At 67.9% G+C, this 23,956-nt stretch carries 29 protein-coding genes; 16 read left to right on the top strand and 13 right to left on the bottom strand.

What is annotated here, in order from left to right:
• Positions 1 to 8 precede the first annotated feature (8 nt).
• From M3M28_RS11375 to M3M28_RS11365, 3 genes are all read right to left on the bottom strand, one after another.
• Positions 9 to 338, bottom strand: a complete 330-nt coding sequence (locus M3M28_RS11375) for an ArsR/SmtB family transcription factor (protein ID WP_249386568.1) — start codon at positions 336 to 338, stop codon at positions 9 to 11.
• On the bottom strand, positions 335 to 796 hold the full coding sequence (locus M3M28_RS11370) for a MarR family winged helix-turn-helix transcriptional regulator (protein ID WP_349305330.1): 462 nt from the start codon (positions 794 to 796) through the stop codon (positions 335 to 337). Before M3M28_RS11370 ends, M3M28_RS11375 begins: the two co-directional genes overlap by 4 nt.
• Before the next feature lie 62 nt (positions 797 to 858).
• Positions 859 to 1,611, bottom strand: a complete 753-nt coding sequence (locus M3M28_RS11365) for a winged helix-turn-helix domain-containing protein (RefSeq protein WP_249386567.1) — start codon at positions 1,609 to 1,611, stop codon at positions 859 to 861.
• A 449-nt stretch (positions 1,612 to 2,060) separates the two neighbouring features.
• Here M3M28_RS11365 and M3M28_RS11360 point away from each other — a divergent pair, with 449 nt between their 5' ends.
• On the top strand, positions 2,061 to 2,489 hold the full coding sequence (locus tag M3M28_RS11360) for a hypothetical protein (RefSeq protein WP_249386566.1): 429 nt from the start codon (positions 2,061 to 2,063) through the stop codon (positions 2,487 to 2,489).
• On the opposite strand, the gene upp is transcribed toward M3M28_RS11360, so the two are convergent.
• Positions 2,486 to 3,121 carry a uracil phosphoribosyltransferase gene (gene upp / locus M3M28_RS11355; RefSeq protein ID WP_249386565.1) on the bottom strand — a complete coding sequence of 212 codons (636 nt, stop codon included), beginning with the start codon at positions 3,119 to 3,121 and terminating at the stop codon, positions 2,486 to 2,488. The genes M3M28_RS11360 and upp overlap by 4 nt on opposite strands.
• A gap of 53 nt (positions 3,122 to 3,174) precedes the next feature.
• Here upp and M3M28_RS11350 point away from each other — a divergent pair, with 53 nt between their 5' ends.
• Entirely contained in the window at positions 3,175 to 3,633 is a 459-nt protein-coding gene (locus M3M28_RS11350; RefSeq protein WP_249386564.1) for a nucleoside deaminase, read from the top strand.
• Here the strand turns inward: M3M28_RS11350 and M3M28_RS11345 are convergent, their stop codons facing one another.
• The gene (locus M3M28_RS11345) at positions 3,634 to 3,921 is read right to left on the bottom strand and encodes a hypothetical protein (RefSeq protein ID WP_249386563.1); all 288 of its coding nucleotides are present in this window, start codon (positions 3,919 to 3,921) and stop codon (positions 3,634 to 3,636) included. It abuts the gene before it with no gap.
• Positions 3,922 to 4,009: 88 nt separating this feature from the next.
• Here M3M28_RS11345 and proC point away from each other — a divergent pair, with 88 nt between their 5' ends.
• A complete protein-coding gene (gene proC, locus M3M28_RS11340; protein WP_249386562.1) occupies positions 4,010 to 4,855 on the top strand; it encodes a pyrroline-5-carboxylate reductase in 846 nt (281 codons plus the stop codon).
• Entirely contained in the window at positions 4,852 to 6,306 is a 1,455-nt protein-coding gene (locus M3M28_RS11335; RefSeq protein ID WP_249386561.1) for a J domain-containing protein, read from the top strand. Before proC ends, M3M28_RS11335 begins: the two co-directional genes overlap by 4 nt.
• On the opposite strand, the gene mtnN is transcribed toward M3M28_RS11335, so the two are convergent.
• The 4 genes from mtnN to M3M28_RS11315 are packed head-to-tail and all read right to left on the bottom strand — an operon-like array spanning position 6,307 to position 9,516.
• Positions 6,307 to 7,011 (bottom strand): 5'-methylthioadenosine/S-adenosylhomocysteine nucleosidase, encoded by a 705-nt coding sequence (gene mtnN / locus M3M28_RS11330; RefSeq protein WP_249386560.1) that lies wholly within the window; start codon positions 7,009 to 7,011, stop codon positions 6,307 to 6,309.
• Positions 7,011 to 7,469, bottom strand: a complete 459-nt coding sequence (locus M3M28_RS11325; protein ID WP_249388046.1) for an S-ribosylhomocysteine lyase — start codon at positions 7,467 to 7,469, stop codon at positions 7,011 to 7,013. The genes mtnN and M3M28_RS11325 overlap by 1 nt, the downstream gene beginning before the upstream one ends.
• 15 nt (positions 7,470 to 7,484) lie before the next feature.
• A complete protein-coding gene (locus M3M28_RS11320; RefSeq protein ID WP_249386559.1) occupies positions 7,485 to 8,156 on the bottom strand; it encodes a potassium channel family protein in 672 nt (223 codons plus the stop codon).
• Complete coding sequence (locus M3M28_RS11315; RefSeq protein ID WP_249386558.1) at positions 8,149 to 9,516, bottom strand: TrkH family potassium uptake protein; 1,368 nt, start codon at positions 9,514 to 9,516, stop codon at positions 8,149 to 8,151. The genes M3M28_RS11320 and M3M28_RS11315 overlap by 8 nt, the downstream gene beginning before the upstream one ends.
• A gap of 254 nt (positions 9,517 to 9,770) precedes the next feature.
• On the opposite strand from M3M28_RS11315, the gene M3M28_RS11310 reads away from it, so the two are divergent.
• The 5 genes from M3M28_RS11310 to M3M28_RS11290 all read left to right on the top strand — a co-directional run bounded on the left by M3M28_RS11310 (position 9,771) and on the right by M3M28_RS11290 (position 12,265).
• The gene (locus M3M28_RS11310; protein WP_249388045.1) at positions 9,771 to 9,968 is read left to right on the top strand and encodes a helix-turn-helix domain-containing protein; all 198 of its coding nucleotides are present in this window, start codon (positions 9,771 to 9,773) and stop codon (positions 9,966 to 9,968) included.
• Positions 9,969 to 10,053: 85 nt separating this feature from the next.
• Positions 10,054 to 10,152 (top strand): 30S ribosomal protein bS22, encoded by a 99-nt coding sequence (locus M3M28_RS11305; protein WP_005504750.1) that lies wholly within the window; start codon positions 10,054 to 10,056, stop codon positions 10,150 to 10,152.
• A 146-nt stretch (positions 10,153 to 10,298) separates the two neighbouring features.
• Positions 10,299 to 11,534, top strand: coding sequence for a Na+/H+ antiporter NhaA (gene nhaA / locus M3M28_RS11300; protein ID WP_249386557.1), 1,236 nt, complete (start codon positions 10,299 to 10,301; stop codon positions 11,532 to 11,534).
• A complete protein-coding gene (locus M3M28_RS11295; protein WP_249386556.1) occupies positions 11,531 to 11,767 on the top strand; it encodes a glutaredoxin family protein in 237 nt (78 codons plus the stop codon). Before nhaA ends, M3M28_RS11295 begins: the two co-directional genes overlap by 4 nt.
• Positions 11,768 to 11,791: 24 nt before the next feature.
• Entirely contained in the window at positions 11,792 to 12,265 is a 474-nt protein-coding gene (locus tag M3M28_RS11290) for an Lrp/AsnC family transcriptional regulator (RefSeq protein ID WP_249386555.1), read from the top strand.
• Between the two features lie 221 nt (positions 12,266 to 12,486).
• On the opposite strand, the gene M3M28_RS11285 is transcribed toward M3M28_RS11290, so the two are convergent.
• On the bottom strand, positions 12,487 to 13,989 hold the full coding sequence (locus M3M28_RS11285) for an HNH endonuclease signature motif containing protein (protein WP_249386554.1): 1,503 nt from the start codon (positions 13,987 to 13,989) through the stop codon (positions 12,487 to 12,489).
• A 323-nt stretch (positions 13,990 to 14,312) separates the two neighbouring features.
• Here M3M28_RS11285 and M3M28_RS11280 point away from each other — a divergent pair, with 323 nt between their 5' ends.
• The 4 genes from M3M28_RS11280 (at position 14,313) to M3M28_RS11265 (ending at position 18,555) form a co-directional block, all read left to right on the top strand.
• Positions 14,313 to 14,855, top strand: a complete 543-nt coding sequence (locus tag M3M28_RS11280) for a DinB family protein (RefSeq protein WP_249386553.1) — start codon at positions 14,313 to 14,315, stop codon at positions 14,853 to 14,855.
• Positions 14,856 to 14,999: 144 nt separating this feature from the next.
• Entirely contained in the window at positions 15,000 to 16,070 is a 1,071-nt protein-coding gene (locus M3M28_RS11275) for a thiamine pyrophosphate-dependent enzyme (RefSeq protein WP_249386552.1), read from the top strand.
• Positions 16,067 to 17,116, top strand: coding sequence for an alpha-ketoacid dehydrogenase subunit beta (locus M3M28_RS11270; RefSeq protein WP_249386551.1), 1,050 nt, complete (start codon positions 16,067 to 16,069; stop codon positions 17,114 to 17,116). Before M3M28_RS11275 ends, M3M28_RS11270 begins: the two co-directional genes overlap by 4 nt.
• Before the next feature lie 2 nt (positions 17,117 to 17,118).
• Entirely contained in the window at positions 17,119 to 18,555 is a 1,437-nt protein-coding gene (locus tag M3M28_RS11265; protein ID WP_249386550.1) for a dihydrolipoamide acetyltransferase family protein, read from the top strand.
• On the opposite strand, the gene M3M28_RS11260 is transcribed toward M3M28_RS11265, so the two are convergent.
• Complete coding sequence (locus tag M3M28_RS11260) at positions 18,500 to 19,630, bottom strand: acyltransferase family protein (protein ID WP_249386549.1); 1,131 nt, start codon at positions 19,628 to 19,630, stop codon at positions 18,500 to 18,502. The genes M3M28_RS11265 and M3M28_RS11260 overlap by 56 nt on opposite strands.
• Before the next feature lie 498 nt (positions 19,631 to 20,128).
• Between M3M28_RS11260 and M3M28_RS11255 the strand changes: the two genes are divergently transcribed.
• The gene (locus M3M28_RS11255; RefSeq protein WP_249386548.1) at positions 20,129 to 20,854 is read left to right on the top strand and encodes a DUF1345 domain-containing protein; all 726 of its coding nucleotides are present in this window, start codon (positions 20,129 to 20,131) and stop codon (positions 20,852 to 20,854) included.
• Positions 20,855 to 20,944: 90 nt separating this feature from the next.
• Here the strand turns inward: M3M28_RS11255 and aspS are convergent, their stop codons facing one another.
• On the bottom strand, positions 20,945 to 22,255 hold the full coding sequence (gene aspS / locus M3M28_RS11250; protein WP_249386547.1) for an aspartate--tRNA(Asn) ligase: 1,311 nt from the start codon (positions 22,253 to 22,255) through the stop codon (positions 20,945 to 20,947).
• Positions 22,256 to 22,317: 62 nt separating this feature from the next.
• Entirely contained in the window at positions 22,318 to 22,674 is a 357-nt protein-coding gene (locus tag M3M28_RS11245) for a hypothetical protein (protein ID WP_249386546.1), read from the bottom strand.
• A 41-nt stretch (positions 22,675 to 22,715) separates the two neighbouring features.
• On the opposite strand from M3M28_RS11245, the gene M3M28_RS11240 reads away from it, so the two are divergent.
• Together M3M28_RS11240 and M3M28_RS11235 are read left to right on the top strand one after the other, a co-directional pair.
• Positions 22,716 to 23,363: a histidine phosphatase family protein gene (locus tag M3M28_RS11240; RefSeq protein ID WP_249386545.1), complete on the top strand. Its 648-nt coding sequence runs from the start codon at positions 22,716 to 22,718 to the stop codon at positions 23,361 to 23,363.
• 17 nt (positions 23,364 to 23,380) lie between these two features.
• Complete coding sequence (locus M3M28_RS11235; protein WP_249386544.1) at positions 23,381 to 23,953, top strand: TlpA family protein disulfide reductase; 573 nt, start codon at positions 23,381 to 23,383, stop codon at positions 23,951 to 23,953.
• Positions 23,954 to 23,956 lie beyond the last annotated feature (3 nt).

Genomic DNA, 23,956 nt, shown 5'->3' with positions numbered 1-23,956 from the left:
ATGGCTCCTTAGCGGTCGGGCGAGAGCCGCTGCACGACGTCGGCGTAGGCGTCGGCGTTGGCGCGGTAGAGATTCCAGTTTCCCGCACGCTCGGCGCTCACGAAGCCCGCCTGCAGCAAATGCTTGAGATGGTGCGAGACGGTTGCCTGCGAGAGCCCGACGGCGTCGACGAGCTCGGTCACGGTCGTCGGCCGCGGGTCGTTCGATGCCACGATCGACAGGATGCGCAGCCGGGCCGGCTCGGCGAGCGCCTGCAGCGACGCGGCAAGCGAGCGCGCGGCCGCCGCGGAGACAGGTGCACCCTCGCCGCCGGGCCAGGCGACCCCGGACTCACTCATGCCTCGTCGTGCTCGCGCAGCTTGGTGCAGAGATCGCGCAGCGTGACGAGCTCGTCGGGGGTCAGCACGCTGCCGACGCGGTCGTTGATGTTTTCGGTGTGCACGATCGCGGCACTGCGGAACGCGCGCACCCCCTCAGCCGTCAGCTCGACGACGGTGCCGCGCGCATCCAGTTCGTCCTCGAGTTTCACCATGAACTCGCGGGCGACGAGCCGATCGACGAGCCTCGAGACCGAGGACTGCGTGATCAGCACCGACGCGTTGAGCTCGCGCAGGCGGATGCGGTGGTTCGGCGCGCGATACGTGTTGAAGAGTACGTCGTACTCGTTCATCGACATGCCGACATTGGTGAAGTCCCGACGCAGGTCGCGCATGATCGACACCTGCGCTCGGAAGAGCGCCTCCCAGGCGTCGCTCGGCTTTGCGGCCGCGGCGGATCGATGTGCTGTGTCACTCACGTACGCGAGTCTAGGTTGCGGCGCGCGGAGAATTCCGCGGAACCTCCCAGACCGCGCCGAGATTAGTGACGGTCGGGCGAGGGCGCGAGCGAGTGCACGATGCGCACGTCGGCGTGGCGGTCGAAGCGGTAGCCGATGCCGCGCACGGTGCGCACGATGTCGGCGTAGTCGCCGAGACGCTGGCGCAGGCGACGCACGTGCACGTCGATGGTGCGCTCGTGCGGGCGCTCCTCGTGCGACTCGCGCCACAGCACGTCGATGATCTCTTCGCGGCTGACGGTGCGGCCCTCGCGGAGCACGAGCGCCTGCAGCAGCTCGAACTCCTTGTAGGTGAAGTCGGCATTCTCGCCCTGCACGAGCACGCGCTTGCGCGAGGTGTCGATCTCAACCTTTGCCTGCGAGCGCTTCGCCTCTTCGGCACGCTCTTCTTCCTGGCGGGCGGCGCGCTGCTCGCGCACCGCGCCCGGCTCCTGAAGGGCGAGGCGGACGAGGTCGATGCTGTCGCCGGGCGCGCCGGCGGGCGCGAAGGCGACGGATGCGTAGCTCGAGGCCGACGGGGCGCGCTCGGCGAGCACGCGGCGCAGGGCGGTGACGACCTCGGTGAGGGTCACGCCGTCGGCCGTCGCGGTGTCGGTGTCAAGGCCGACGTAGAGCGCGAAGCCGCGGGTTTCGGGGGCCGGAGCAACCGGCTGCACGGGAGCGGCGGCCTCGCGCTGCGCGGCGGCGGGGTAGCTCGGGGTGACGGGCTTGAGGTCGGCTGCCGCGGTGGGAACGTGGGCGTGCGTAGGGCGTGAGAACGGGGCGATGTTCGACATTGAAATCCTTGCTGCAGATGAGGTCGTTGTGCGTGCGAGTACGTGCCCGGAGTCGGGCGGGGTGCGCGAGATGTGCGCGGGAATACGTGCTAGCGACACATTCGACAGCACGCCACAACGCCGGCCATCATGCCGGCTCGACCTGCCACCTCAAGGGCGTACACAGGGCGGGCGTAATTTGCAGTCATGATGTTAAGTTTGTTTGCGCCCTCAACCAAAGTCAAGTCGTTATTCGAAATCAAGTGACTTCCGGACGTTCGGCTCGCGGCCGAATATCGGTCGGAAGTTGTATTGGGTGATCCCTCGGGGTGATTTCAGGCCCCGGTCGGGCGGGCCCTGACCTCGCGTTCGTATACTCGCACCAGGCCGAGACGGCTGTCAGTTTTGCTTAAAGGTGGGCCATGAACCAGGCTGATATGGATCGTGCGATCGCGGACAGTGTGCAAATTGTGAGCACGTCGCGCGCCGAACTCATGGGCCTGCTCGAACTGGTGCGCGCCGACTTCGACGGCATTCCGCGCAGCGGCTTCGATACGCCCACCGCGCTCGAGTTTCAGGGCCTCGTCAACAGCTGGACCGAACTCGCGGCCGAGCTCATCGGCGCGATCACCAGCTTCGAGGACGCGCTGCGCGAGTCCGCACCGCTCGATGCCAGGGGAGTGCCACGCCGCGCGCCGGTCGACCCCGGCAACATCGGCCTCGAGGAGTCCCTCGAGCGACTCGATGACGCGCTGCAGTCGCGGCTGCCGCACTGGCCGGAGGCGCTCGCGCAGCAGTTCCAGCGCGCGAAGGCCGACGCACTGAAGGCGTGCGAGGGGCTCGCCTTCGTCAAGCAGCAGGTCGAGTACCTCGTGCTCGGAGTCGGCTCGGACGCCTAGTCGACGACGCCGTAGAGGCGGTCGCCCGCGTCGCCGAGGCCGGGCACGATGAAGCCCTGCTCGTTGAGCCCCTCGTCGAGGGCGGCGACGACGACCCGCACGTTCGCGTCGGGGAACTCGGCCTGCATCTTCTCGACGCCCTCGGGTGCCGCGACGAGGCAGATGGCCGTGACGTCAGTCGCGCCGGCCTCGAGCAGGAAGTGCACGGTGGCGGCGAGCGAGCCGCCGGTCGCGAGCATCGGGTCGAGCACGTAGCACTGGCGATCGGCGAGGTCTTCGGGCAGGCGCTTCGCGTAGGTCTCGGGCTGCAGGGTCTCGTCGTTGCGGCGCATGCCGACGAAGCCGACCTCGCAGTACGGCATGAGCTTGAGGAAGCCGTCGAGCATGCCGAGACCGGCGCGGATGATCGGCACGGCAAGCGGCAGCGGCTCGGTCACCTTCGAGCCGGTCGTGGTGGCAACCGGCGTCGCGAACTCGACGGGCTCGACGCGCAAGCCGCGCGTCGCCTCGTAGCTGAGCAGGTTCACGAGCTCGGCGACGAGCTCGCGGAACGCTGGCGACGGCGTCGCTTTGTCACGCAGCAGCGTCATCTTGTGGTCGATCAGCGGGTGGTTCGCGACGTGCAGCTCCATAGGAGTTAGCGTAGCGAGCGAAATTGCGTCGCGTGCGGAGTCGGAGGTGTCGGATGCGCGTCCCCGAACTCTACGAACGCCTGATGCGGGTGGCCCTCGCCGAGGCGAGCCTCGCCGGGGCCTCCGGCGACATCCCCATCGGCGCGGTCGTCACCGACGCCGACGGGCACGTGCTCGGCACCGGGCGCAACGTGCGCGAGGTCGAACACGACCCGACCGGGCACGCCGAGATCGTGGCGCTGCGGGAGGCGGCGGCCGCGCGGGGCAGTTCGCGGCTCGACGACTGCATCCTCTTCACCACGCTCGAGCCGTGCGTCATGTGCGCTGGCGCGGCACTCACCGCCCGCGTCGCGCGGGTGGTCTTCGGGGCATGGGATGCGAAGGCCGGCGCGGCGGGGTCGGTCTACGACCTGCTGCGCGACGGGCGACTTCCGCAGCGCAGCGAGGTGGTGGGCGGCGTGCTCGAGGCCGAGTGTGCGGCTCCGCTGAGCGAATTCTTCGCGGGGCGCTAGTTAGTCCCAGCCGCGAATGACGACGTTCTCGGTGGGCACGGCTTCGGCGCGCCGCTCGGTGACGTCGGGTTCAAGGAACACGTGCTCAACCTCGGGCAGCGCGAGCTTGATGTCGGCGCGCAGCTGGGCGAACAGCGGCGGCAGGGCGCCGAGGTCGTCGATGTTGGCGAGGCAGAACTGCACCCCGGCGACCTTCTCGTTGTCGTCGATCGCTACCTTGAGCACTTCGTTCACGTAGGCGCTTTCGAGCATCAGCGTGCGCACGGTCTCCGCGGCATTCGACGTCATGATCGGCATCCCCTCTGTAGCGGCGTGATTTCACGGTGCCCCGCGCGGGGTCACCGTGATCGATGCGACCAGAATAGACTCATTAACTGTGACTGACGCTCTGCCAAACCTCGCCATTCTCGGCACCGGCAACATGACCGGCGCCATTCTTGACGGTCTGCTGGCTGGCGACGCGCTGGCGCAGCTGCCGGTGCGCGTGACGACCAAGTCGCAGGCATCGGCCGACCGCTTCGCCCAGGAGCCGCGGGTCGAGGCGGCCGCCATTGAGACGAACCCGAACGCGAGCCGTGAGGCCGTCGCGGGCGCGCAGATCGTGCTGCTCGGCGTGAAGCCGTACATGATCGCCGACCTCCTCGACGAGGTGGGCGACGCGATCGAGCCCGGCGCCGTCGTGATCTCGGTGGCCGCGGGCATCACGACTGAGGCGATGGAGGCGCGGCTGCGCCCCGACGTGCGCGTCGTGCGCGCGATGCCGAACACCCCATCCGCCATCGGCCTCGGCGCCGCAGGCATTGCGGGTGGCACCGCCGCCGATGAGCAGGCGATGGGCTATGCCCGAGCGATCTTCTCGGCTGTTGGCACCGTCGTCGAGCTCGAGGAGTCGCGCATCCCGGCCCTCGCCGCGATCTCGGGCTCGGGCCCCGCGCACGTCTATTTCCTCATCGAGCAGATGACCGAGGCCGCGCAGCGCATCGGCATGAGCGCCGAGGAGGCGCACGCGCTCGTCGTGCAGACCTTCCACGGCGCCGTCGGCCTCGTCGCCGCGAACCCCGACAAGACGCCCGCCGAGCTGCGTCGCGCCGTCACGAGCCCCAAGGGCACGACCGAGCAGTCGATCGCCCAGCTCGAGGCCGCCGACCTGGCGGGCACCTTCGAGGCGGCCATGCGCGCGAACATCCGCCGCAACGATGAACTCGCTGCGGGCTCGGCATGAGCCCCGACTTTCCAGAGAATCTCTACGAGGTCCTCGGCGTCGAGCCCGATGTCTCTGACGCCGAGCTTCGCCGCGCCGGCCGCGCCCGCCAGCGCGAGACGCACCCCGACCTTGGCGGTGACGCGCAGCAGTTCACGCGCGTGCGCCTCGCGGTCGAGGTGCTCACGAACCCCCGTCGCCGTGCCGAGCACGACGCGTGGCTCGCGCAGCTCACCGGTGTCGCGCCCGTGCGGCGCGATCACGGCGTGCGCCTGCGCCAGCAGCAGCGCGCGAGCCGCGCACGCCCGGCTCCGCCCCGCCCCGCGGCACACAGCACCGCTGCCGGCACCGACGAGGTGCCGACCTTTGAGCGGCTGCCGAAGCCGAAGGTCGACGTGCGGCGCATGGGCTGGTACCGCACGGCGTGGCACCCGCACCCCGAGGTATGGCCGCCCGCGCGGCCCATCGTGCACGGGCCGCGCCTGCGCGAGCTGCTCACCGTGCTGCCGTTCGTGCTCTGCACCATCGGCGTCTGCATCGCACAGTCGGTGTTCGGGCTCGTCGTGCCGTGGTGGATCGCGAGCTACGTGCTGCTCGTACTCTCGTTCGTGTGGATCTCGCTGCGCTGGGTCGGCGCGCGGCTGCAGCTTGCGCGCATCCTCTTCTGGGCGAACATCGCCGGCATCGCGCTCGACGCGGCCGGCGCGTTCCTCATCGCCATGTTCCGGATCTTCGAGGGTGCGCCCGAGGGAGTGCCGTTCTACGTCGCACGCGGCGTGCTCTCGCTTGTGGGCGTGCTGCTCGCGCTGCTCGCCTCGTGGGGCCTCGACCCGCGCACCAAGCGCATGGTGCGCGAGCGGATGCTCTGCGACATCGCGAACGAGACGGCCCCGGCCGTTGATTCCGAGCAGCGCCAGTGGGGCACGCCCGGCGAGGTTGCGCTGCAGCACTCGCTCGCGGGCGTGAACCCCATTCGCCGGCAGTACGCCGAGCAGCTCATTGGCCCGACGCTCGAGGCGCTCGAGCGCATCCCCGGCGTGCGCATCGTGCACGGCCTGCGCCTGCCCGACGGTGACGAGTACATCTCGACCATTTCGCACGCCGTGCTCTGCGGCCGACGCCTCGCGCTCATCGACGACCGCCTGTGGCACCCCGGCACCTATGGACTGGATACGCGGGGTCACGTCGTGCGCGGCGGCGAGCCCGGCAGCGTGCCGCTCGAGGAGTTCCCGCACCGGGTCACGCGGTTCCGCGAGACCTTCGCCGAGGTCGCGCAGGTGCGCGGCTGGCTCACGATCACGCCGGATGGGCCGGGAGCGTTCGCCGTCGACAACTCGCGCACGTGGCAGCACGTGCGCCTCGCCTCGCCCGAGTCGATGCTGCGCGAGATCGGCGAGTGGCTCTCGGCAGAGGGCGAGCACGTCGACCGACTGCTGCTGCGCGACGTGCTCGAGCTGCGCGTCGACGCTTAGCTAGAGCGCGCGCAGGATCGCGTCGACCGCGTCGCGGCTCGCCGCCGCGGCGACGTCGACGCCGACGTGGAAGTCGACGCCCGCCTCGGGCCCGCAGAGGTCGGAGATGCCGCGCACCGAGATGAACTCGGTGTCGAGCGACGCACACACCTGGGCGATGGCGCACGACTCCATGTCGGTGCCCACCGCATCGGCGAAGGCCTCGCGCATGTCGGCGACGTTGCGGGCGGTCACGAAGGTGTCGCCCGAAAGGATGCGCCCGACGTGCCAGCGGGCGCCCTCGGCGGCGCGCTCGGGTGCGGCCGCGAGCTCGCGGGCAGCGGCGAGCGCGCGCTCGCTCACGGGGAAGCGCAGCGGCTGCTGCGGCACCTGGCCGCGCTCGTAGCCGAACTCGGTCGCATCTGCCGTGCCATACGTCGTCGAGTCGGCGATGGCCACCTCGGCGACGCGGGTCTGCGGGGCGAGCCCACCGCACGTACCGCCAGAGACGACGAGCTCGGGCGACCACTGCGTGACGGCCCAGGCGGCGATCGAGGCGGCCGCCGCGAGGCCGATGCCGGCGGTCGCGATCGTGACCTCCTGCTCGGCGAAGGTGCCGCGCCAGGCGAAGGTGCCGGCGAACGGCGTGGTGACCTTACTCGAGTCGGTGAGCGCGTCAACGAAGGGCTCGGCCTCCTCGCGCATGGCCGTGAGGATCAGCCGCATCAGGCGTCTTCGCCGGTGACGTCGAGCCACTCGTCGCGGGAGCCGAGGAAGCCGCGCACCGCATCCTGCGCCGCCGTGAGCGAGTGGTTCGCGCCCCAGCCGCACTGCACCTCGTTCGCCGCGGGCACCTCGCTTGCTTCGAGGATGTCGCCGAAGGTCTGCTCGAGCAGCGGCAGGAAGTCGTCGGTTTCGACGCCGAGCATGAGGGCGTAGAAGCCCGTCTGGCAGCCCATGGGCGAGAAATCGATGAGCTGGTCGGTGTGGTTGCGCATGAGCTCGGCCGTGAGGTGCTCGATGGAGTGCACCGCGGGCATGTCGAGGTGGCCGACGTTCGGCTGCGTAAAGCGCACGTCGTACTTCACGAGCACGTCGCCGCCGGGCAGCTCCTTGCGATCGGCGATGCGCACGTAGGGGGCGCGCACGGCGCGGTGGTCAAGATTGAATGACTCGACGTTCATAGGCATGGTTCGAGCCTAGATGTGCAGACCGGAGAAGCGTTCAACGTCTTCGGGTTCGCCCGCGACGATGATGACGTCGTGATCGGAAATCATGGTGCCCGCCTCGGCGTAGGTGAACTCCTCGCCGGGTGACTTCACGCCAACGACTGTTACGTGATAAGTCGTGCGGATCTCGGACTCGGCGAGCGTCTTGCCGCGCAGCGGTTTCGGCGGGTACATCTTCGAGAGCACGAAGCCGTCGTCGAACTCGATGAAGTCGAGCATGCGCCCGTTGAGCAGGTGCGCGGCGCGCTCGCCGGCCTCGGCCTCGGGGAAGACGACGTGGTGCGCGCCGATGCGGCGCAGGATCCGCCCGTGCGTCGTCGACATCGCCTTCGCCCAGATCTGGGGGATCTTGAGGTCGACGAGGTTTGCGGTGACGAGCACGCTCGCCTCGATCGAGGTGCCGACCGCGACGACCGCGATCGAGAACTCCTGCGCGCCGATCTGCTTGAGCGCGTCGATGTTGCGGGCGTCGAGCTGCACGGCGTGCGTGACGCGCTCGGCCCACTTCTGCACGAGGTTCGCGTCGGTGTCGACGGCGAGCACCTCGCGGCCGAGCCGCTGCAGCTGGCCCGCGGTGGCGGCGCCGAACCGGCCGAGGCCGATCAGTAGCACCGGGGCGGTGGGGGAGATTGCGTCACCCAACGATGATCCTTTCTTCGGGCAGCGTGTAGAGCTGTTTTCGGTCGCTCGACGCGACTGCGGCCGCGAACGTTACGGTGCCGACTCGACCCAACCACATCGTGGCGGTGAGGATATAGACGCCCGTGTCGGGCAGGTTCTGTGTGAGGCCGGTCGAGAGGCCGCAGGTCGCGAACGCCGAGATGGTGTCGAACAGGGCGTATTTGAACTCGGTGCCGGTGATGTGCATGAGCGAAATCGAGGCGACCGCGACGATTGTCGCGCCCCAGAGCGCGACCGCGACGGCGAGGCGCAGCACGTCGTTCGGGATGCGGCGGCGGAAGACCTGCATGTCCTGCACACCCTTCGCCTCGGCGACGGCGGCGAGGAAGAGGATCGCAATGGTCGTCACCTTGATGCCGCCAGCCGTCGAAGCCGAGCCGCCGCCGACGAACATGAGCATGCTCATGACCGTGAGCGTCGAGTCGTTCATCGAGGCGATGTCGACCGTCGAGAAGCCGCCAGATCTCGTCATCGCCGACGTGAAGCCTGCGGTGAACGGCGCGAACCAGGGTTCCTGGCCCGCGAGCGTCTCGGGGTTGTCGAACTCGAGCAGGTAAATGATGATCCAGCCGGCGAGGAACAGGATCACGGTGGTCGTCAGCGTGAGCTTCACGTGCACGCTGAGGCGTTGGCGCGTCTTCACCCAGCGGGTGAGCGCGAAGATGACGGGGAAGCCGATCGAACCGATGAACACCGCGGTGCAGAGGCAGACGAGGAACCAGAGGTTGTGGTCGAACGGGGCGAGGCCCTCGGCGTTCGGCGTGAAGCCGGTGTTCGTGAACGCGCTCGCGGCGTAATAGAAGGCATCGCGCAGGGCGACCCACCAGGGCCCGTAGTCGGGCTGCAGCAGGAGCACCGGCAGGATCAGCACCGCGATGATCGTCTCGATAATGACGAGCGAGACCGCGACGGTGACGAGCACGCCCGGGATATCGCCGAGGCGCACCGCCTGCGACTCGGCGACCGGGCCCGAGTGCAGGCGCAGCGAGTTTTGGTCGGATGCGGCCATGAGTCGCTGTCGCAGGCCCAGCTTGCGGGTGACGGCGGTGCCGAGGATCGACGCGAGCGTGAGCACGCCGATCGCGCCGACCTGGAGGCCGAGGAAGATGACGCCGTCGCCGAACACCGACCAGTGTGTCGCCATGTCGACGACCGAGAGGCCCGTGACACAGATAGTTGAGACCGCAGTAAACAGGGCCTGCGGGAACGGCGTGAAGTGCCCATTCTCGGAGGAGATGGGGAGCATCAATACGAACGTGAAGAGAAAAATGATGCCGGTGAACGCCAGCACGGCAAAGCGACTCGGAGAGTGCGTGCTCATGCTGGTGACCCAATCGCGCACTCGACGTACCGGCGAGCGCCGCGCAGTCTCCGGGCTCGGCATGACTGCGATCGTACTCGGGTGCAAGGGATCTGCAACCACGCGCGGGCGACCGGCGTACGACCGGGAGATGAATGCGCGGCACTATATACCCGAGGCTTGAAGATTCTGGGAGCAACACTCTAATGTTGACTCAGCACTCCGTTCACAACCGTCACACGGGGCACGACCGCAACAACAATCTGGGGGAGAGTATGGAATCGGAACTGTCTGACGTCCGCTTTCTCACGGTTGCCGAGGTCGCCGAGCTGATGCGTGTGTCCAAGATGACCGTGTATCGCATGGTGCACGCGGGCGACCTGCCCGCCGTGAAGTTTGGTCGCTCATATCGCGTGCCGGAGTCAGCTGTTCAGGACACCATCGCCGGAATTCGCGGCGAAGAGCGCGCCTAACCCACCCTCGGGTGTAAAATCGCAGGATGTGCCTCCGCGTGCTCGGAGGCCTCTGCGCGCATCCCGCAAGATTTAAGGAATAACTATGGGTTCAGTGATTAAGAAGCGCCGCAAGCGCATGTCGAAGAAGAAGCACCGCAAGCTGCTTCGCAAGACTCGTCACCAGCGTCGCAACAAGAAGTAACGACTGCTGCTGTGTGAGGGGCTCCGGGCGACCGGCGCCCCTCACGCGTTTTCCGTGAGGCGTGCTGCCACGTACACTTGCCCGAGGTGTGCTGGGAAGTCTGGTCAGCGGGAGTTTTTTGCACGCCTAGATGACTGGAGATGCCGATGACGGCTCATCGTCCCGACGACCGCTTCTCGCTCAAGGAGCGCCTCAACTCGCGCAAGACCGGCGGCACGCTGCTGCTGATTGCCGCAGTGCTCGCGATCATCGTCGCGAATACGCCGCTTGCGCCGTTCTACGAGAACGTGCGCGACTTCGATCTACCGATTCCGTGGATCGGCATCGAGCACATGTCGATCGGCCACTGGGTAAGCGACGGTTTGCTCGCGATCTTCTTCTTCGTGGTCGGCCTCGAACTCAAGCGCGAGTTCGTGACAGGTGCCTTGCGCGACCCGCGCACCGCATCCCTGCCCATCGCCGCCGCGGTGGGTGGCATGGTGGTGCCCGCTGCGACCTACGCAATTGTGGTGGGCGCGAGCGGCATCGACGGGATGCAGGGCTGGGCGATTCCAGTCGCCACCGACATCGCGTTCTGCCTCGGCTTGCTCGCCGTTGTGGGCAAGGGGCTCCCGAGCGCGTTCCGCACCTTCTTGCTCACACTCGCGGTGATGGATGACCTGCTCGGCATTATCGTGATCGCGATCTTCTACACCGCGGCCCTCAACTTTATTGCGCTCATTGGCTCGCTCGTCGTGATCGGCCTCTACGCGTACCTGGTGAACCGCGGCATTAACAAGATCTGGCTGCTCGTGCCGATCGCGCTCATTGCGTGGTGGCTGATGCTGCTCGCCGGTGTGCACGCGACGATTGCGGCGGTGCTGCTGGGTCTCGTCGTGCCCGCGCTGCCGCGAGGGAACGATGAGATCTCGCTTGCGGAGGACATGGAGCACGACTGGAACGCGATTTCGCAGGGAATCGCGCTGCCGGTGTTTGCCTTCTTTGCCGCCGGTGTGCCGTTTGCGCCGGGGGAGGGGAGCTTCGCGGATGCGATCACAAACCCCGTGTTCCTCGGCGTGTTCCTTGGCCTGTTCGTGGGCAAGCCGCTTGGCATCTTCTTGACCGTGCTCGTGCTGCACAAGCTGCCGATGTTCCGGCTCGAGAAGCAGATCAATATGTGGGACATCGCCGCGCTTGGCGGGCTGGCCGGTATCGGCTTCACCGTGTCGCTGCTCATCGGTGAGCTCGCGTTCCGAAGTGATGAGACTTTCCTCGAATTTGCGCACCTCGGTGTGCTGTTCGGCTCTCTGGCTGCGGCAATTGTTGCGGTGGTCACGTTGCGTTTGCGTGTCAAGGCGCACAAGACCGACCCCGTCGACACGACCCACGTGCCGCTGCCATGATCGTCGACCTGTACGAGAAGCCGGGCTGCCACCTTTGTGATGATGCCGCGACGGTGGTCGTTGCGGAGGCGGCAGCCGCGGGTGCTGAGTTGCGGCGCCACAACATCCTTGAGGATGCGCAGTTGCAGGCGCAGTATGGCGAACTGATTCCCGTTGTGGCGATCGATGGTGTGCAGCATTCGACGTGGTTCGTTGACCAGCAGCGTCTACGCGCTGCACTCACGCGCGTGTAGTTTGCCTCCGCAATAATCGAGGTCATGCGAGACGAAATCGACCGGGCCATTGTTCGGGCGCTGCGGAAGGATGCGCGGCTCTCGATTCGCGCGCTCGCGGAGTCGGTGCACATCTCGCGTTCGGCCGCTCATGAGCGACTTCGGCAGCTGATTGCCGATGGGGTGATTACCGGATTCTCGGCGAGGGTTGATGTCGCGGCGGCGGGCCTGCCGGTGCGGGCACTGCTGGTGGTCGATACCGGCGCGACCGCGGCTGGCGCCGACCTTGCCGACCGCCTGCTCGAAGTGCCGTTCGTCACGCGGGTGCACACGATCGCCGGTGACATTGACTATCTCGTGGAGATCGCCGCGCCATCGCACGAGGAACTGAGCACGACCGTGTTGCAGCGTGTACTGCGGATGCCCGGGGTCGAGTCGGTGCGCACCCACCTGATCATCGGCGAGCGCTCGAAGGACCCCCTCGACGACACCTCGTTCTCGGACCCCGACGACGAGTAGGCGCCCGGCCTGCCGCGCGATCGCCGCGGGCTTGGGCGACTTCAAGACAGAGCCGGCCCTCTCACGTCAGAGGAAACCCCACATCGGAAAGGCGCTGGATCTGTCGTCGGGGCGTAGGCAGCGTTCTTGGCAGGATGCGGAGCGCTCGCCGCTTGGATGGGCGCCAGATCTCCGAGCGGGTCGTAGACAGAGTTCTCCCCCGTGGGCAGAGTTCTCCCGTGTCAGAAGGGTGCGGGACCTGTGGTTGGGTCGTAGGCAGAGCTCTCCCCGAGTCCGTCGGAGGGTCTGAAGACAGGCTTCCGTGGTCCGATTGGGTCGGCGCGGGTGATGAAGACCTCTCCGAGTGGGGATTCCCATTCGTAGATCCCGTTGCCCAGGTGCCGGTATCGCCACGGTCGTTGGTGTTTCAGGATGTGGTGTTGTCGACACAGGTGTGCCTGGTTATCGACGGATGTGTTGCCGCCCGCGGCCCACGGCGTGATGTGATCCAACTCGCTGCGATGCGCGGCGCGTCGGCACCCGGGGAACACGCATGTTTGGTCGCGGATTTGCAAGAATCGCCGCATCTCGGTGGTGGGTTTGCGGGTATCGACGGTGAGGACGTGCCCGGTGATCGGGTCGGTGAGGATGCGCTGGAAGCACGACGCGCCAGCCGCGAGTTCGCGGGCTTCGGTCATGCTGAACGGGTTCATCCCGTCGATGGTCGCGACTTCGCGGGGCGCATCGGGGTTGATGAGGTTCATCACCGGGATCACGACGCTCACGGTCGCGGTGACGCGGGCCGCGCCCGCGGTGGGCGAGTCGATGATGGCTTGCGGGGTCGCGGTGAGGAGCGTGTCGACAACGAGGTCGGTCTGCAACTGCCGGAGCGTGCGGGTGTCTTCGACGAACTCGGCGTCCTCGGTCGACAGAGCGGTTCCTGTCGCGGCGGCGGTGCGGACGCGTTGCCGGTGCTCGTCGGCCTCAGCCTCGTGCTCAGTGTGCAGGAAACGGGCTTGCTGATCGGCGAGGTCGACGATCGCGTGACCTTGTGCGGTGGGCACGTCGATGTGGATCGTGGACATGCCGAAGTCGCGGTCCTCGATCGTGACCCGGCGGCGCGCGTACTCGTGCTGAAATGCTTCTTCGAACTCCGGCGCCGCGAGATCCGCGGCGAGCTTGCGCGCGTACGTGTCGGTTTGGGTGACGGTCGCGGTGAGGGCGTAGTCGAGGACGTTGCGGGTGTAGTCGTCGCGGCGCTCGTCGGGCACGTTGTTCGCGTAGCGTAGGAGTACGCGGGCGTGGCGCATGGTGACGCCGCCGTCGCGCAGTGCCGGCAACCAACACACGTGCTGAGTCGTCAGGCGGTGCGCGTCGTGGGCCCGGTTGACGAGCGCGGCGTCGGATTCGTTGGTTTTGATGCCGAAGTCCGCGACGATCGACCGCAGGTTCAGGCGGAACAGGTCGTCGTAACTCGCGACGTAGCTGCGTTCTTCGACCTGGAGTTCGGTGCGCGCGACCGCGTCGCCGTAGGCGCCGGCGAGGGCGGTGAGTTTCAGGAACTCGCCGAGGCGTGCCTGGCGTTCGCCTTCCAAGTAGGTGTCGCGGTGGTCACGCACATACTCGTTGATGCCGTCGGTTTCGGGTTCTGGGGTGGTGCCGTCTGGCCGATGCTGGTGCGCGTGCCGGGTGGGCTCGAAGCCCTCACCGGTGTCCTCGGGCGTGGCGGGGTTGGGTGCGGTCATCGGGGGTCACCTCCTCGAGCAAGAGCGGCAGATAGTTCGGAGCCGGGCGGATGTGTTCGTTGTTGTCTTGGAGACGCGTGAGCGGGCCAAAACGTGACCCCTGGACGCGATCTTTTTGCTGGGAGTTCCTGGCCACGACAGTGTGGGCGAGGAGCGAGTCGGCAACGGAATCTGGGGGAGTGGAACTACTGCACCATGAGCCTCCGACACGGTTGCGGGGCAGTGGTGGTGGACGAGTCGACGGTGGTTTTAGGGGGCTGGAACTACTTGACCACGAGCCTCCGACACCACGCCCTCCCGCCCCGCCATGCCAAACTCGCCCCATGACGATCGACGACCATGGACGCACCGAACCTCCCTTCACCGGCGACGAATACGAGACCCTCATCGGCTTCCTGGGCTACCAGCGCGACACCCTCGAGTGGAAGACCCGATCGCTCACCGACGAGCAGCTCCGCCAGACGCTCGCGCCGAGCACGATGTCGCTCGGCGGCATGCTCGCGCACCTCGCCTACGTCGAAGACAACTGGCTCGCCCAGCACGTCGGCGGCAACTCCAACGAGCCCTGGGCGAGCACCGACTGGCAGGCCGACTACGACGCCGACTGGCACCTCGTGAGCACGGCGTCGGGCGACGAGCTTCGCGAACTTTGGCGCGCATCCGTCAACGCATCGTGCGCGGTCATTAGCCACGTCACGGGCGAACTCGGCCGCACAGCGGCGCTCGACTCGAGCTACGAGGTATGGAAAGGCGAGGAACTCGTCTCGCTCCGTTGGATCCTCGTGCACCTCATCGAGGAGTACGCGCGCCATAACGGCCACGCCGACCTAATCCGCGAGTCGATCGACGGCGAAACCGGCGAATAGCCCCGCCAATATCACCCAGACAAACGGCCTGCAAACACCCCAAAACGCCAGACAAACGGCGAAACTTCACGGACGATTGGGCAAGGCGACCACGCCTCCCTCGCAAGCCTCGCGCGGCCGGCCGGCCCGGCGCATCCTGGAGCCATGCGAGACAACGACGTCGCGTCGCTGCTTCCCAGCGACTCACCCATTCAGCTGCTCAACGCGGCTGGCGAACCCGTCGAGGGCGGCTACGAGCTGCCCGACCGCGACACGCTCGTCGAGGCCTACCGACGCATGGTCATCGCCCGCCGCTGGGAGGCGCAGGTCACCGCGCTCACCCGCCAGGGTCGCCTCGCGACCTACCCATCCGCCTACGGCCAGGAGGCCGGCGAGGTCGGCAGCGTGCTCGGCCTCGAAGACCGCGACTGGCTCTTCCCGACCTACCGCGAGTCATCGGCACTGCTCACCCGCGGGATGCACCCGCGCGAGATCCTCGCGTTCTTCCGCGGCGACTGGCACGTCGCGTACGACCCGTATGAGTGGCGTGCCTCGTCGCTCTCGACCCCGCTCGCGACCCAGTCGCTGCACGCCGTCGGCTTCGCACACGGCGAGCACCTGCAGGGCCGCGACACCGTCACCCTCGCCTATCTCGGTGACGGCTCGACAAGCGAGGGCGACGCCCACGAGGCGATGAACTTCGCGGCAACCTGGCAGACCGCAACCGTTTTCTTCGTGCAGAACAACCAGTACGCCATCTCGGTGCCGTTAAAGCACCAGACCCGCTCGCGCTCGATTGCCGACCGCGGCGCCGGCCTCGGCATGCCGGGCATCAGCGTCGACGGCAACGACGTCGCCGCCGTCATCGCGGTCGTACGCGAGGCCGCCGAGCGCGCCCGCGCCGGCCAGGGCCCGACACTCATCGAGGCCCGCACCTACCGCCTCGAGGCGCACACGAACTCCGACGACCCGAGTCGCTACCGCGAATCGGCCGAGGCGGATGCGTGGCGCGAGCAAGATGCGATCGAGCGGCTCGAGCGCTACCTCGCGGCCACAGGCGAGGTGCCCGAGGTGCCCGAGGCCGAAGAAATCGCACAGCTCACCCGCGACGTCATGAACGAAGACGTCACGGTCGACCCACTCGAACTGTTCGAGCACGTCTATGCGGAGCCGCGCGCGGCGTTGCGCGAACAGCGCGATGCGCTGGCGGCCGAGCTCGCAACGAGGGAGGCATGACCATGATCGACACCGGTTACGAAACCGCCGCCGCGGCCGAGCCCGAGGAGCGCGACGTGCCCACCGCATCCGCGCCCGAGACCCTGAGCATCGCCGCCGCTCTCACCGGGGCACTCGACGATGCGCTCGCCGCTGACGACCGTGTCGTCGTCTACGGCGAGGACGTCGGCCCGCTCGGCGGAGTCTTCCGCGTCACCGACGGCCTCGCAGCGAAGTGGGGCCCGCAGCGCGTGTGGGACTCGCCGCTCGCCGAGTCGGGCATCGTCGGCACCGCGATCGGCATGGCGATGGCGGGCATGCGCCCCGTCGTCGAGATGCAGTTCGACGCGTTCAGCTACCCGGCCCTCGAGCAGGTCTTCTCGCACGTCGCGAAGATGCGCAACCGCACGCGCGGGCGGGTCGAGCTGCCGCTCGTCATCCGCATCCCCTACGGCGGCGGCATCGGCGGCGTCGAGCACCACTCCGACTCGTCGGAGGCCTACTGGGCCCACACCCCGGGCCTCACGGTGCTGACGCCCTCGAACGCGCACGACGCCTACCACCAGCTGCGCCACGCGATCGACTCGCAAGACCCGGTGATCGTCTTCGAACCGAAGCGCCGCTACTGGACCCGCGGCGAGGTGCGCCGCGACGAGCCCGGCACCGACTGGAACCGTGCCCGCGTGCTGCGCGAGGGCGACGACGTCGTACTGCTCAGCTACGGACCAACCGTCGAGGTCGCCCTGCGCGCCGCCGAGCTTGGCGCCGAGGAGGGGCTCAGTGTCGAGGTCATCGACCTGCGCTCGCTCTCGCCCTTCGATGATGAGACGGTGTCGGCCTCGGTGCGCAAGTGCTCGCGCGCCGCGGTGATTCACGAGGCGGCTCAGTTCGGCGGCTACGGCGCCGAGGTCGCGGCCCGCGTCATGCAGCGCAATTTCCACTGGCTCGACGCCCCCGTGCTGCGCGTCACCGGCTTCGACATTCCCTACCCCTCGCCGAAGCTCGAGGAGTTCTACCTGCCCACTGCCGAGCGCGTGCTCGCCGCACTTGACACCTGGGAGTGGTGATCATGAACCGAGAATTCATCCTGCCCGACCTCGGCGAAGGTCTCGTCGAGGCGACCATCGTCGACTGGAAGGTCGCCGTCGGCGACGAGGTGCACATCGACCAGCTCGTCGTTGAGGTCGAGTCGGCGAAGTCGATCGTCGAGCTGCCCGTGCCCTACGCGGGCACCGTCGTATCGCTTGGCGGCGCGGTGGGCGACACGCTCAACGCCGGTCAGGTGCTGCTCACGGTCGGCGTCGGCGCGGATGCGCAGCTCGAGTCGGATGCGCCGGCTCCCGCCCCAGCGCAGGCCACCGAACCCGCCGAGCGGGCCGACGGCACCGCCGTCAACGCCGGCTCGGGCGCCGTGCTCATCGGTTACGGCACGAACGACAGCGAGGCGCGGCTGAAGCGCCCCGAGGGCGGCCGCTTCAAGCGCCGCAGCAAGTGCGCTGAACCCGCGGCCGCGAGCTGTGAGACCGGCGCGAGCTCGGCATCCGTCGCGAACGTCGCTCCCGCAGTTTCAAGCCCGGCCGCCGCATCCGCCAGCGCCGCCAACCCCGCAACATTCGGCCAACTCGACGAGTCGCGCAACTCGCCCGTCATGTCGCCGCTCGTGCGCCGCGAGGCGAAGGAGGCCGGCTTCGACGCGCGGCACCTGCAGGGCACCGGCCCGAACGGCCTCGTGCTGCGCGACGACGTGCGCGCGGCGATCGCGCAACTGCAATCCGATGTGCCGGCGACCGCCGAGCTCGCCGCGCAGAACGCGGCCGATTTCGGCGACCGCCGAGTGCCACTCAGCGGCATGCGCGCCGTCACCGCGAAGCACATGGCCTCCTCGCACGCCGAGGTGCCGAAGGCGACGATCTGGCTCGACGTCGACGTGACGCCGCTCATCGAGCTGCGCCGCAGCCTGCAGGAGGCGACGGGCGAGAAGTTCAGCATCACGACGCTCATCGCGCGCCTCGTTGTCGCTGGCCTGCGTAAGCATCCTCGCCTCAACTCGAGCTTCGACGGCGACGCCGTCATCGAACACGGGCGCATTAACCTCGGCCTCGCGGCGCAGACCCCGCGCGGGCTCGTCGTGCCGGTCGTGCACCACACCGAGTCGATGAACCTGCGCCAGCTGCGGGATGCGGTGGGCGAGGTCGTCGCCGCGGCGGGTGAGGGCAAGTTCCCGCCCGAGCGACTGCGCGGCGGCACCTTCACGCTGAACAACTACGGCGCCTTCGGCGTCGACGGCGCCTCGCCGATCATCAACCAGCCTGAGGCGGCGATGCTCGGCATCGGGCGCATCAACGATCGCCCGTGGGCCTACCGCGGCGAGATCGCGCTGCGCAAGGTCGCGACCTTTAGCTTTGTCTTCGACCACCGCGTCTGCGATGGCGAGGCCGCGAGCCAGTTCCTCACATTCGTGACTGACCGGATTGAGCAGCCAGAGCTGCTGTACGCCGACCTGTAGCGGCGACGGGTGACGTGAGCGGCGCGGGGCCCCGGCTTCGCGCCGCGTTGTCGTCTCGCGGGCGGGTCGGCACGAGTCGGCGCAGCCGCAGCGCCGGCGATTCGACGAAGGTCCACGACAGCCACGCGAGCGGCACGACGATCGTGAACGCGATCACCGCCGTCACCCACGGATTCAGCCAGCCGAGCCCGAAGAGCATGATCAGCTGCTGAATCGGGAACGCCCAGATGTACATGCCGTACGAGAGGTCGACGCGGTGCGGCAGGCGCAGCGGCAGCACCGCGCCCGCCCAGAGCACGGCGAGCGCGAGCGGCAGCGGCGTGAGGTAGGTGCCCCAGCCCATCGTCGCGAGCGGGATGACCGCGGCCGCGCAGGCGATCGGCAGCCAGGGATTCAGAGTGATGTGCTCGCGGAAGACGTAGAGGAGCATCCCGGCGAGGAAGTAGCGGGCGAGGCGCAGCGCGGCGAGCGCGACCTCGTTCGTGATGCCGAGCGGGCCCTCGGCGAGGGGCAGCGCGACGCTCGCGGCGACGAAGAGCACCGGAATCACGAGGTGCAGGTGCCCGCGCACCCACTTGCTGAGAAACAGCACGCCGACCGCGAGGTACGCGGCGCCCTCGTACATGAGGGTCCAGAGCGAGCCGTTCCAGGTCGCCCGGTAGGGCTCGAGCTCGAGGGTGCCGTCGATCGTCGACTGATTCACCTCGAGTAGGGCGTTCTTTGTGACGTAGCTCACGGCGTCGCCGAAGTCGTAGTGCTGCATCGAGAGGACTGACGCGAGCGGCGCAAAGACGAACGCGGTCACCAGCAGAACCGTCCAGAGTCCGGGGAAGATGCGGAGCGCGCGCCGCCAGAGGTACGGGCCGATCGGCATGCGGGCGGCGGATGCGGTGACCAAGTAGCCGCTCAGCACGAAGAACGCGAACACCGCCCACTCGCCGAGGCCGCGGGTGGGATGCGAGCTGAAGCCCGAAATGAGCCAGGTGTGGGAGACGATGACGACCGCGGCGAGCAGGAAGCGCAGGACGTCAAGGCCGTTTTCGCGGCTTGAAAGCCGATCACCCAGAGTTTGCATCGGCACGAGGGTACGTACCGATTCGCGACCGCGCGTTGAGGCGCCGCTCAGGATTTCCGCGGGATCCGCAGCAAGTTGCGCCACAAGAAAATGCTGGGAACGGTGTGCCTGCGGCGTCGATGAGTTCGGCTAGTCCCGATATGGCGGCGGGTTCTTGGCTCCCTCGTCGTGCTTGCGTGCGAGAGACCGCCAACGTATCGGCACGAGTACCGCGCGGCTGTGAACTCGGGCGAGGCATCAGCGAGAACTTGAATGAGCGCCTGCGCCACTGACTGCATGGCCTGCTGCCGCCCGGCAATGCCCTGACTTGCTTCAGAGTTGGGATCGAGCATGTTCGTTCCTCTCTGCCGTCATGTTGCGTCGTGTCGGATCTGCCCAGAGCCAATCAACACGAGCGGACGACCCGAGGGTACCGACCAAACCTGCCACACCGCATCCACTACCCTCGGGCACATGGGTCTGGGGCGGCGGAAGAATGACAACGGCAGCAGTCAGGCGATGCAACCGCGCTGGCTCGCCCGCGAGGACCACCGTCAGTGGATCGTCGGCGCCATCGGCATCTCGGTGCTCGTGCCGCTGCTGCTCCCCGGTTTCAGCGACTTCGACGAGGCGAGCACGTGGTCCGACCGACTTGAGCGCATCGCGGTTCCGGTGATCTTCGCGTACGCCGTCATGCAGGCGACGAGCGTGCTTTCCTACGTGCCGCTGACGCTCTGGGCGTTCCGCGGGGCCGCGGGGGAGGACCTCGCCACGCTCGCGCGCTTCTCGTCACCACGCAACGCAGACGAAGAGCGCCAACTGCGCTGGGCAGGCTTCGACGAGGTGTCGACCGCGATCGGCGCCGGCGGCATCTCGCTCATCTGCGTGCTCGCGTTCATCATCGTGCCAGGCGTGCGCGAGAGCCCGCTGGCGACCTACGGCGCGCTCGTCGCGATGGTCGGCTCGTGGATCCTCATCGTCGTCGCCTTCGCGGTGCGGTACATGCGCGACTGGGCGGCCGACGGCGGCGAGTTCATCGAGTCGCGCGAGGCCCCGTCGTTCGTTGACTTTCTGCTCGTGTCGCTGCAGGTGTCGACCGGCTACAACCTGGCGAAGGGCATGTTCGAGACTCGGCGCTCACGCCGCAACGCGCTCATCCACAACGTCATCGCCTACGTCTTCAACACCGTCATCATCGCCCTCGTGATCTCGGTGGCGCTGCCGGCCGCCATGGCCTCGTCCTAGGCGCACGACGCTCCGAAACGACTCGACCCCCGAGCAACAGCTGCACGGGGGTCGAGTCGTAGCGCCAAGCGGCGCCAAAGCGGATGCGCGTTACGGCGTGAGGCGGTTCGGGCCGCGGAAGAGGTAGGTCACCTCGCGCAGGTTCGCCTGGTGCAGCATGAGCATCATCATGCGGGCGAGGCCCATGCCGAAGCCGCCGTGCGGGGGCGCGCCGTAGCGGAAGAAGTCGAGGTAGAACGAGAGCTCCTCGGGCTCGAGGCCCTTCTCGCGGATCTGCTGCTCGAGCACGTCGATGCGGTGCTCGCGCTGCGCGCCCGTCGAGATCTCGACGCCGTTCCAGATGAGGTCGTACGACTTCGTCAGCGACGCGTCGTGCTCGTGCCGCATGTGGTAGAACGGGCGGATCGAAACGGGGTAGTCGGTGAGGAACACGAACTCGCTGCCGTGCTCTTCGAGCGCCCAGCGGCCGATCTCGCGCTCGCCCTCGGGGTCCATGTCGAGGTCGTCGCGCTCGAACTTGTGGCCACGCGACTGCACGATCTCGCGCGCCTCGAGCAGCGGGATGCGCGGGAACGCGACGTCGGGCACCTTCACGTCGACGTCGAAGTGCTCCTTGATCGCGTCGCCGTGGCGCTCCGAGACCGCCTGCAGGGCGGTGCGCATGAGCTCCTCCTGCATGTTCATGACATCGGCGTGCGAGTCGATCCACGAGATCTCGGCGTCAACACCGGTGAACTCGGTCGCGTGACGCGAGGTGAACGACGGGTCGGCGCGGAACACAGGGCCGATCTCAAAGATCTTGCCGAAGCCGGCCGACTGCGCCATCTGCTTGAAGAACTGGGGCGACTGCGCGAGGTACGCGGGGCGGTCGAAGTAGTCGACCTTGAACAGCTCGGCGTTCGACTCCGACGCGCTCGCCATGAGCTTCGGCGTGAACACCTCGATGTAGTCGCGCTCGAACCAGTAGTCGCGCATCGCGTGCGTGAAGGTGGTCTGGGCGCGGAAGAGCGTGTTGTTGCGCGGCGTGCGCAGGTCGAGGAAACGCCAGTCGAGGCGCTTGTCGATCGACGTGTCGTCGGCGATCGGCGTCTCGGGGTCGGCCTCCGACTCGACGATGATCTCGCCGACCTTCACCTCGAGGCCGCCGAGCTTCACGCGCTCGTCCTTCTTGAGGTCGCCGGTGACGGTGAGCATGGTGCCCTGCGCGAGCGACGAGATCGTGTCGCTAATCTGCTCGCGGCCCTCGCTGCGCGGGTTCACGAGCTGCAGGGCGCCAGTCTCGTCGCGAAGCACGACGAACTGCACCTTCTTCTGGTCGCGGACGGTGTCTACCCAGCCCTGAACCTTGACCGGTCCATCCTCGAGCCCGGCAAGTGCGGCAATCACGGTTCGTTGAGTCACCCCGCCATCCTAGTCGCCCGGCGCCGCGCGCACGTGCCCTCGCAGCGGCGGCTCAGCCGCGGCTACGCGTCGGCGGGGCGCAGGATGCTCGGGTCGGCCGGGAAAGCGATGTCGTGGAACACCTGCGGGGCGCCGATTGCCTGTGCTGAACCGTCGTCTTCGAGTAGGCGGATGCGCGTGGGCGAGGACTCGACGATCCGCACGGTCTGCCACCGCGCATCCGCCAGCCGCAGCTCATATTTGTCGGCGAGGTACCGCAGGCCGAGCTCCTCGAGGAACTCCTCGGCGGCGAACCAGTCGAGCGGCGCGGTGCGCTCGCGGCCGAGCAGATCGATGACGACGAAGTGGTCGCCGTCGGGGCGCATCCAGCCCAGCAGTTCGCGGTCGAGGCCGCGCCGATGCTCGATCCAATCCTCCATGCGATCAGCCTACGCAGACGCGTCTCGCTAGGCTTGCGACTATGCAGGAGCAGCGAATCCACCTGGTGCGGCACGGCGAGGTCGACAACCCCGAGGGCATTCTGTACGGGCGCCTGCCGAACTACCATCTCAGCGACCGGGGCCATCGCATGGCGAAGCTCGCGGCCGACGATCTCGCGGCGCGCAACGTGCCGGCCGGGCGTCTCGTCGTCTCGCCGCTGGTGCGCACGCAGGAGTCGGCGTCGCCGGTCGCCGAGGCCTTCGGGCTCGAGCCGGTCATCGACGACCGCATTGTCGAGCCCTGGAACGTCTTCGAGGGCCAGCGCCTGGGCGGCCCCGACGGCGCCTGGCGCAAGCCAAGCAACTGGCCACACTTCGCCCTGCCGTGGGTGCCAAGCTGGGGCGAACCGTTCACCGAAATCGTCGCCCGCATGAAGGCCTCGCTGCTCGAGCACGCGGCCGCCGCGAAGGGCGCCGATGTTATCGTGGTGACACACCAATTGCCGATCTGGATGGTGCACCGGGCCGTGACCCACCGGCCACTCCCGCACAATCCAGCCAAGCGCCGTTGCGCCCTTTCGAGCATCACTGTGCTCGAATACCACCCGGCAACCGGCTTCATCGAAGCCGATTATCACGAACCGGCCGCCAGCGAACTCGCTGGGGCCACCGACCAGGGAGCTGTGTGAGCAGACGCCACCGCCGAGTGACCGCAACCGCGCTCGGCCTCGCCACGGCCCTCGCCCTCACCGGCTGCGCCAACGACGAGTTCGCGCAGCAGTACGCCGCAGATTCTGAGCAGGGCTACGTTTCGGGCGACGGCTCGTGGGAGATCTTCCCCGCCGACCAACGCGCCGACCCCATCGCCTTTGAGGGGCCGACCGAGTCGGGCGACACCTTCTCGAGCGAGGACTATGCCGGCGAGGTCGTCGTCGTCAACTTCTGGTACGCGGCCTGCCCGCCGTGCCGCGCCGAAGCCGCCGATCTGCAGAGCGTCAACGAGAAGTACGAAGACGACGGCGTGCAGTTCGTCGGCGTCAACGTCTACGACCAGGCCTCAACCGCCCAGTCGTTCGCCGACGAGTTCGGCGTGACGTACCCGAGCATCCTCGACGTCGACGACGCGGGCGTGCGCCTCGCGTTCGCCGACAACGTGTCGCCGCAGGCTATCCCGTCGACCCTCGTGCTCGACCGCAACGGCTCGGTCGCCGCCGTGATTCGCGGCCTGGCTGACACCTCGGTGCTCAGCTCGATGATCGACGACGCGCTCGCCGAGTAGCTC

It is taken from the genome of Gulosibacter sediminis (assembly GCF_023370115.1).
Classification (GTDB): Bacteria; Actinomycetota; Actinomycetes; order Actinomycetales; family Microbacteriaceae; genus Gulosibacter; species Gulosibacter sediminis_A.
Note: the sequence above shows the minus strand (reverse complement) of the source record. Positions and strands in the feature narration are given on the sequence as shown.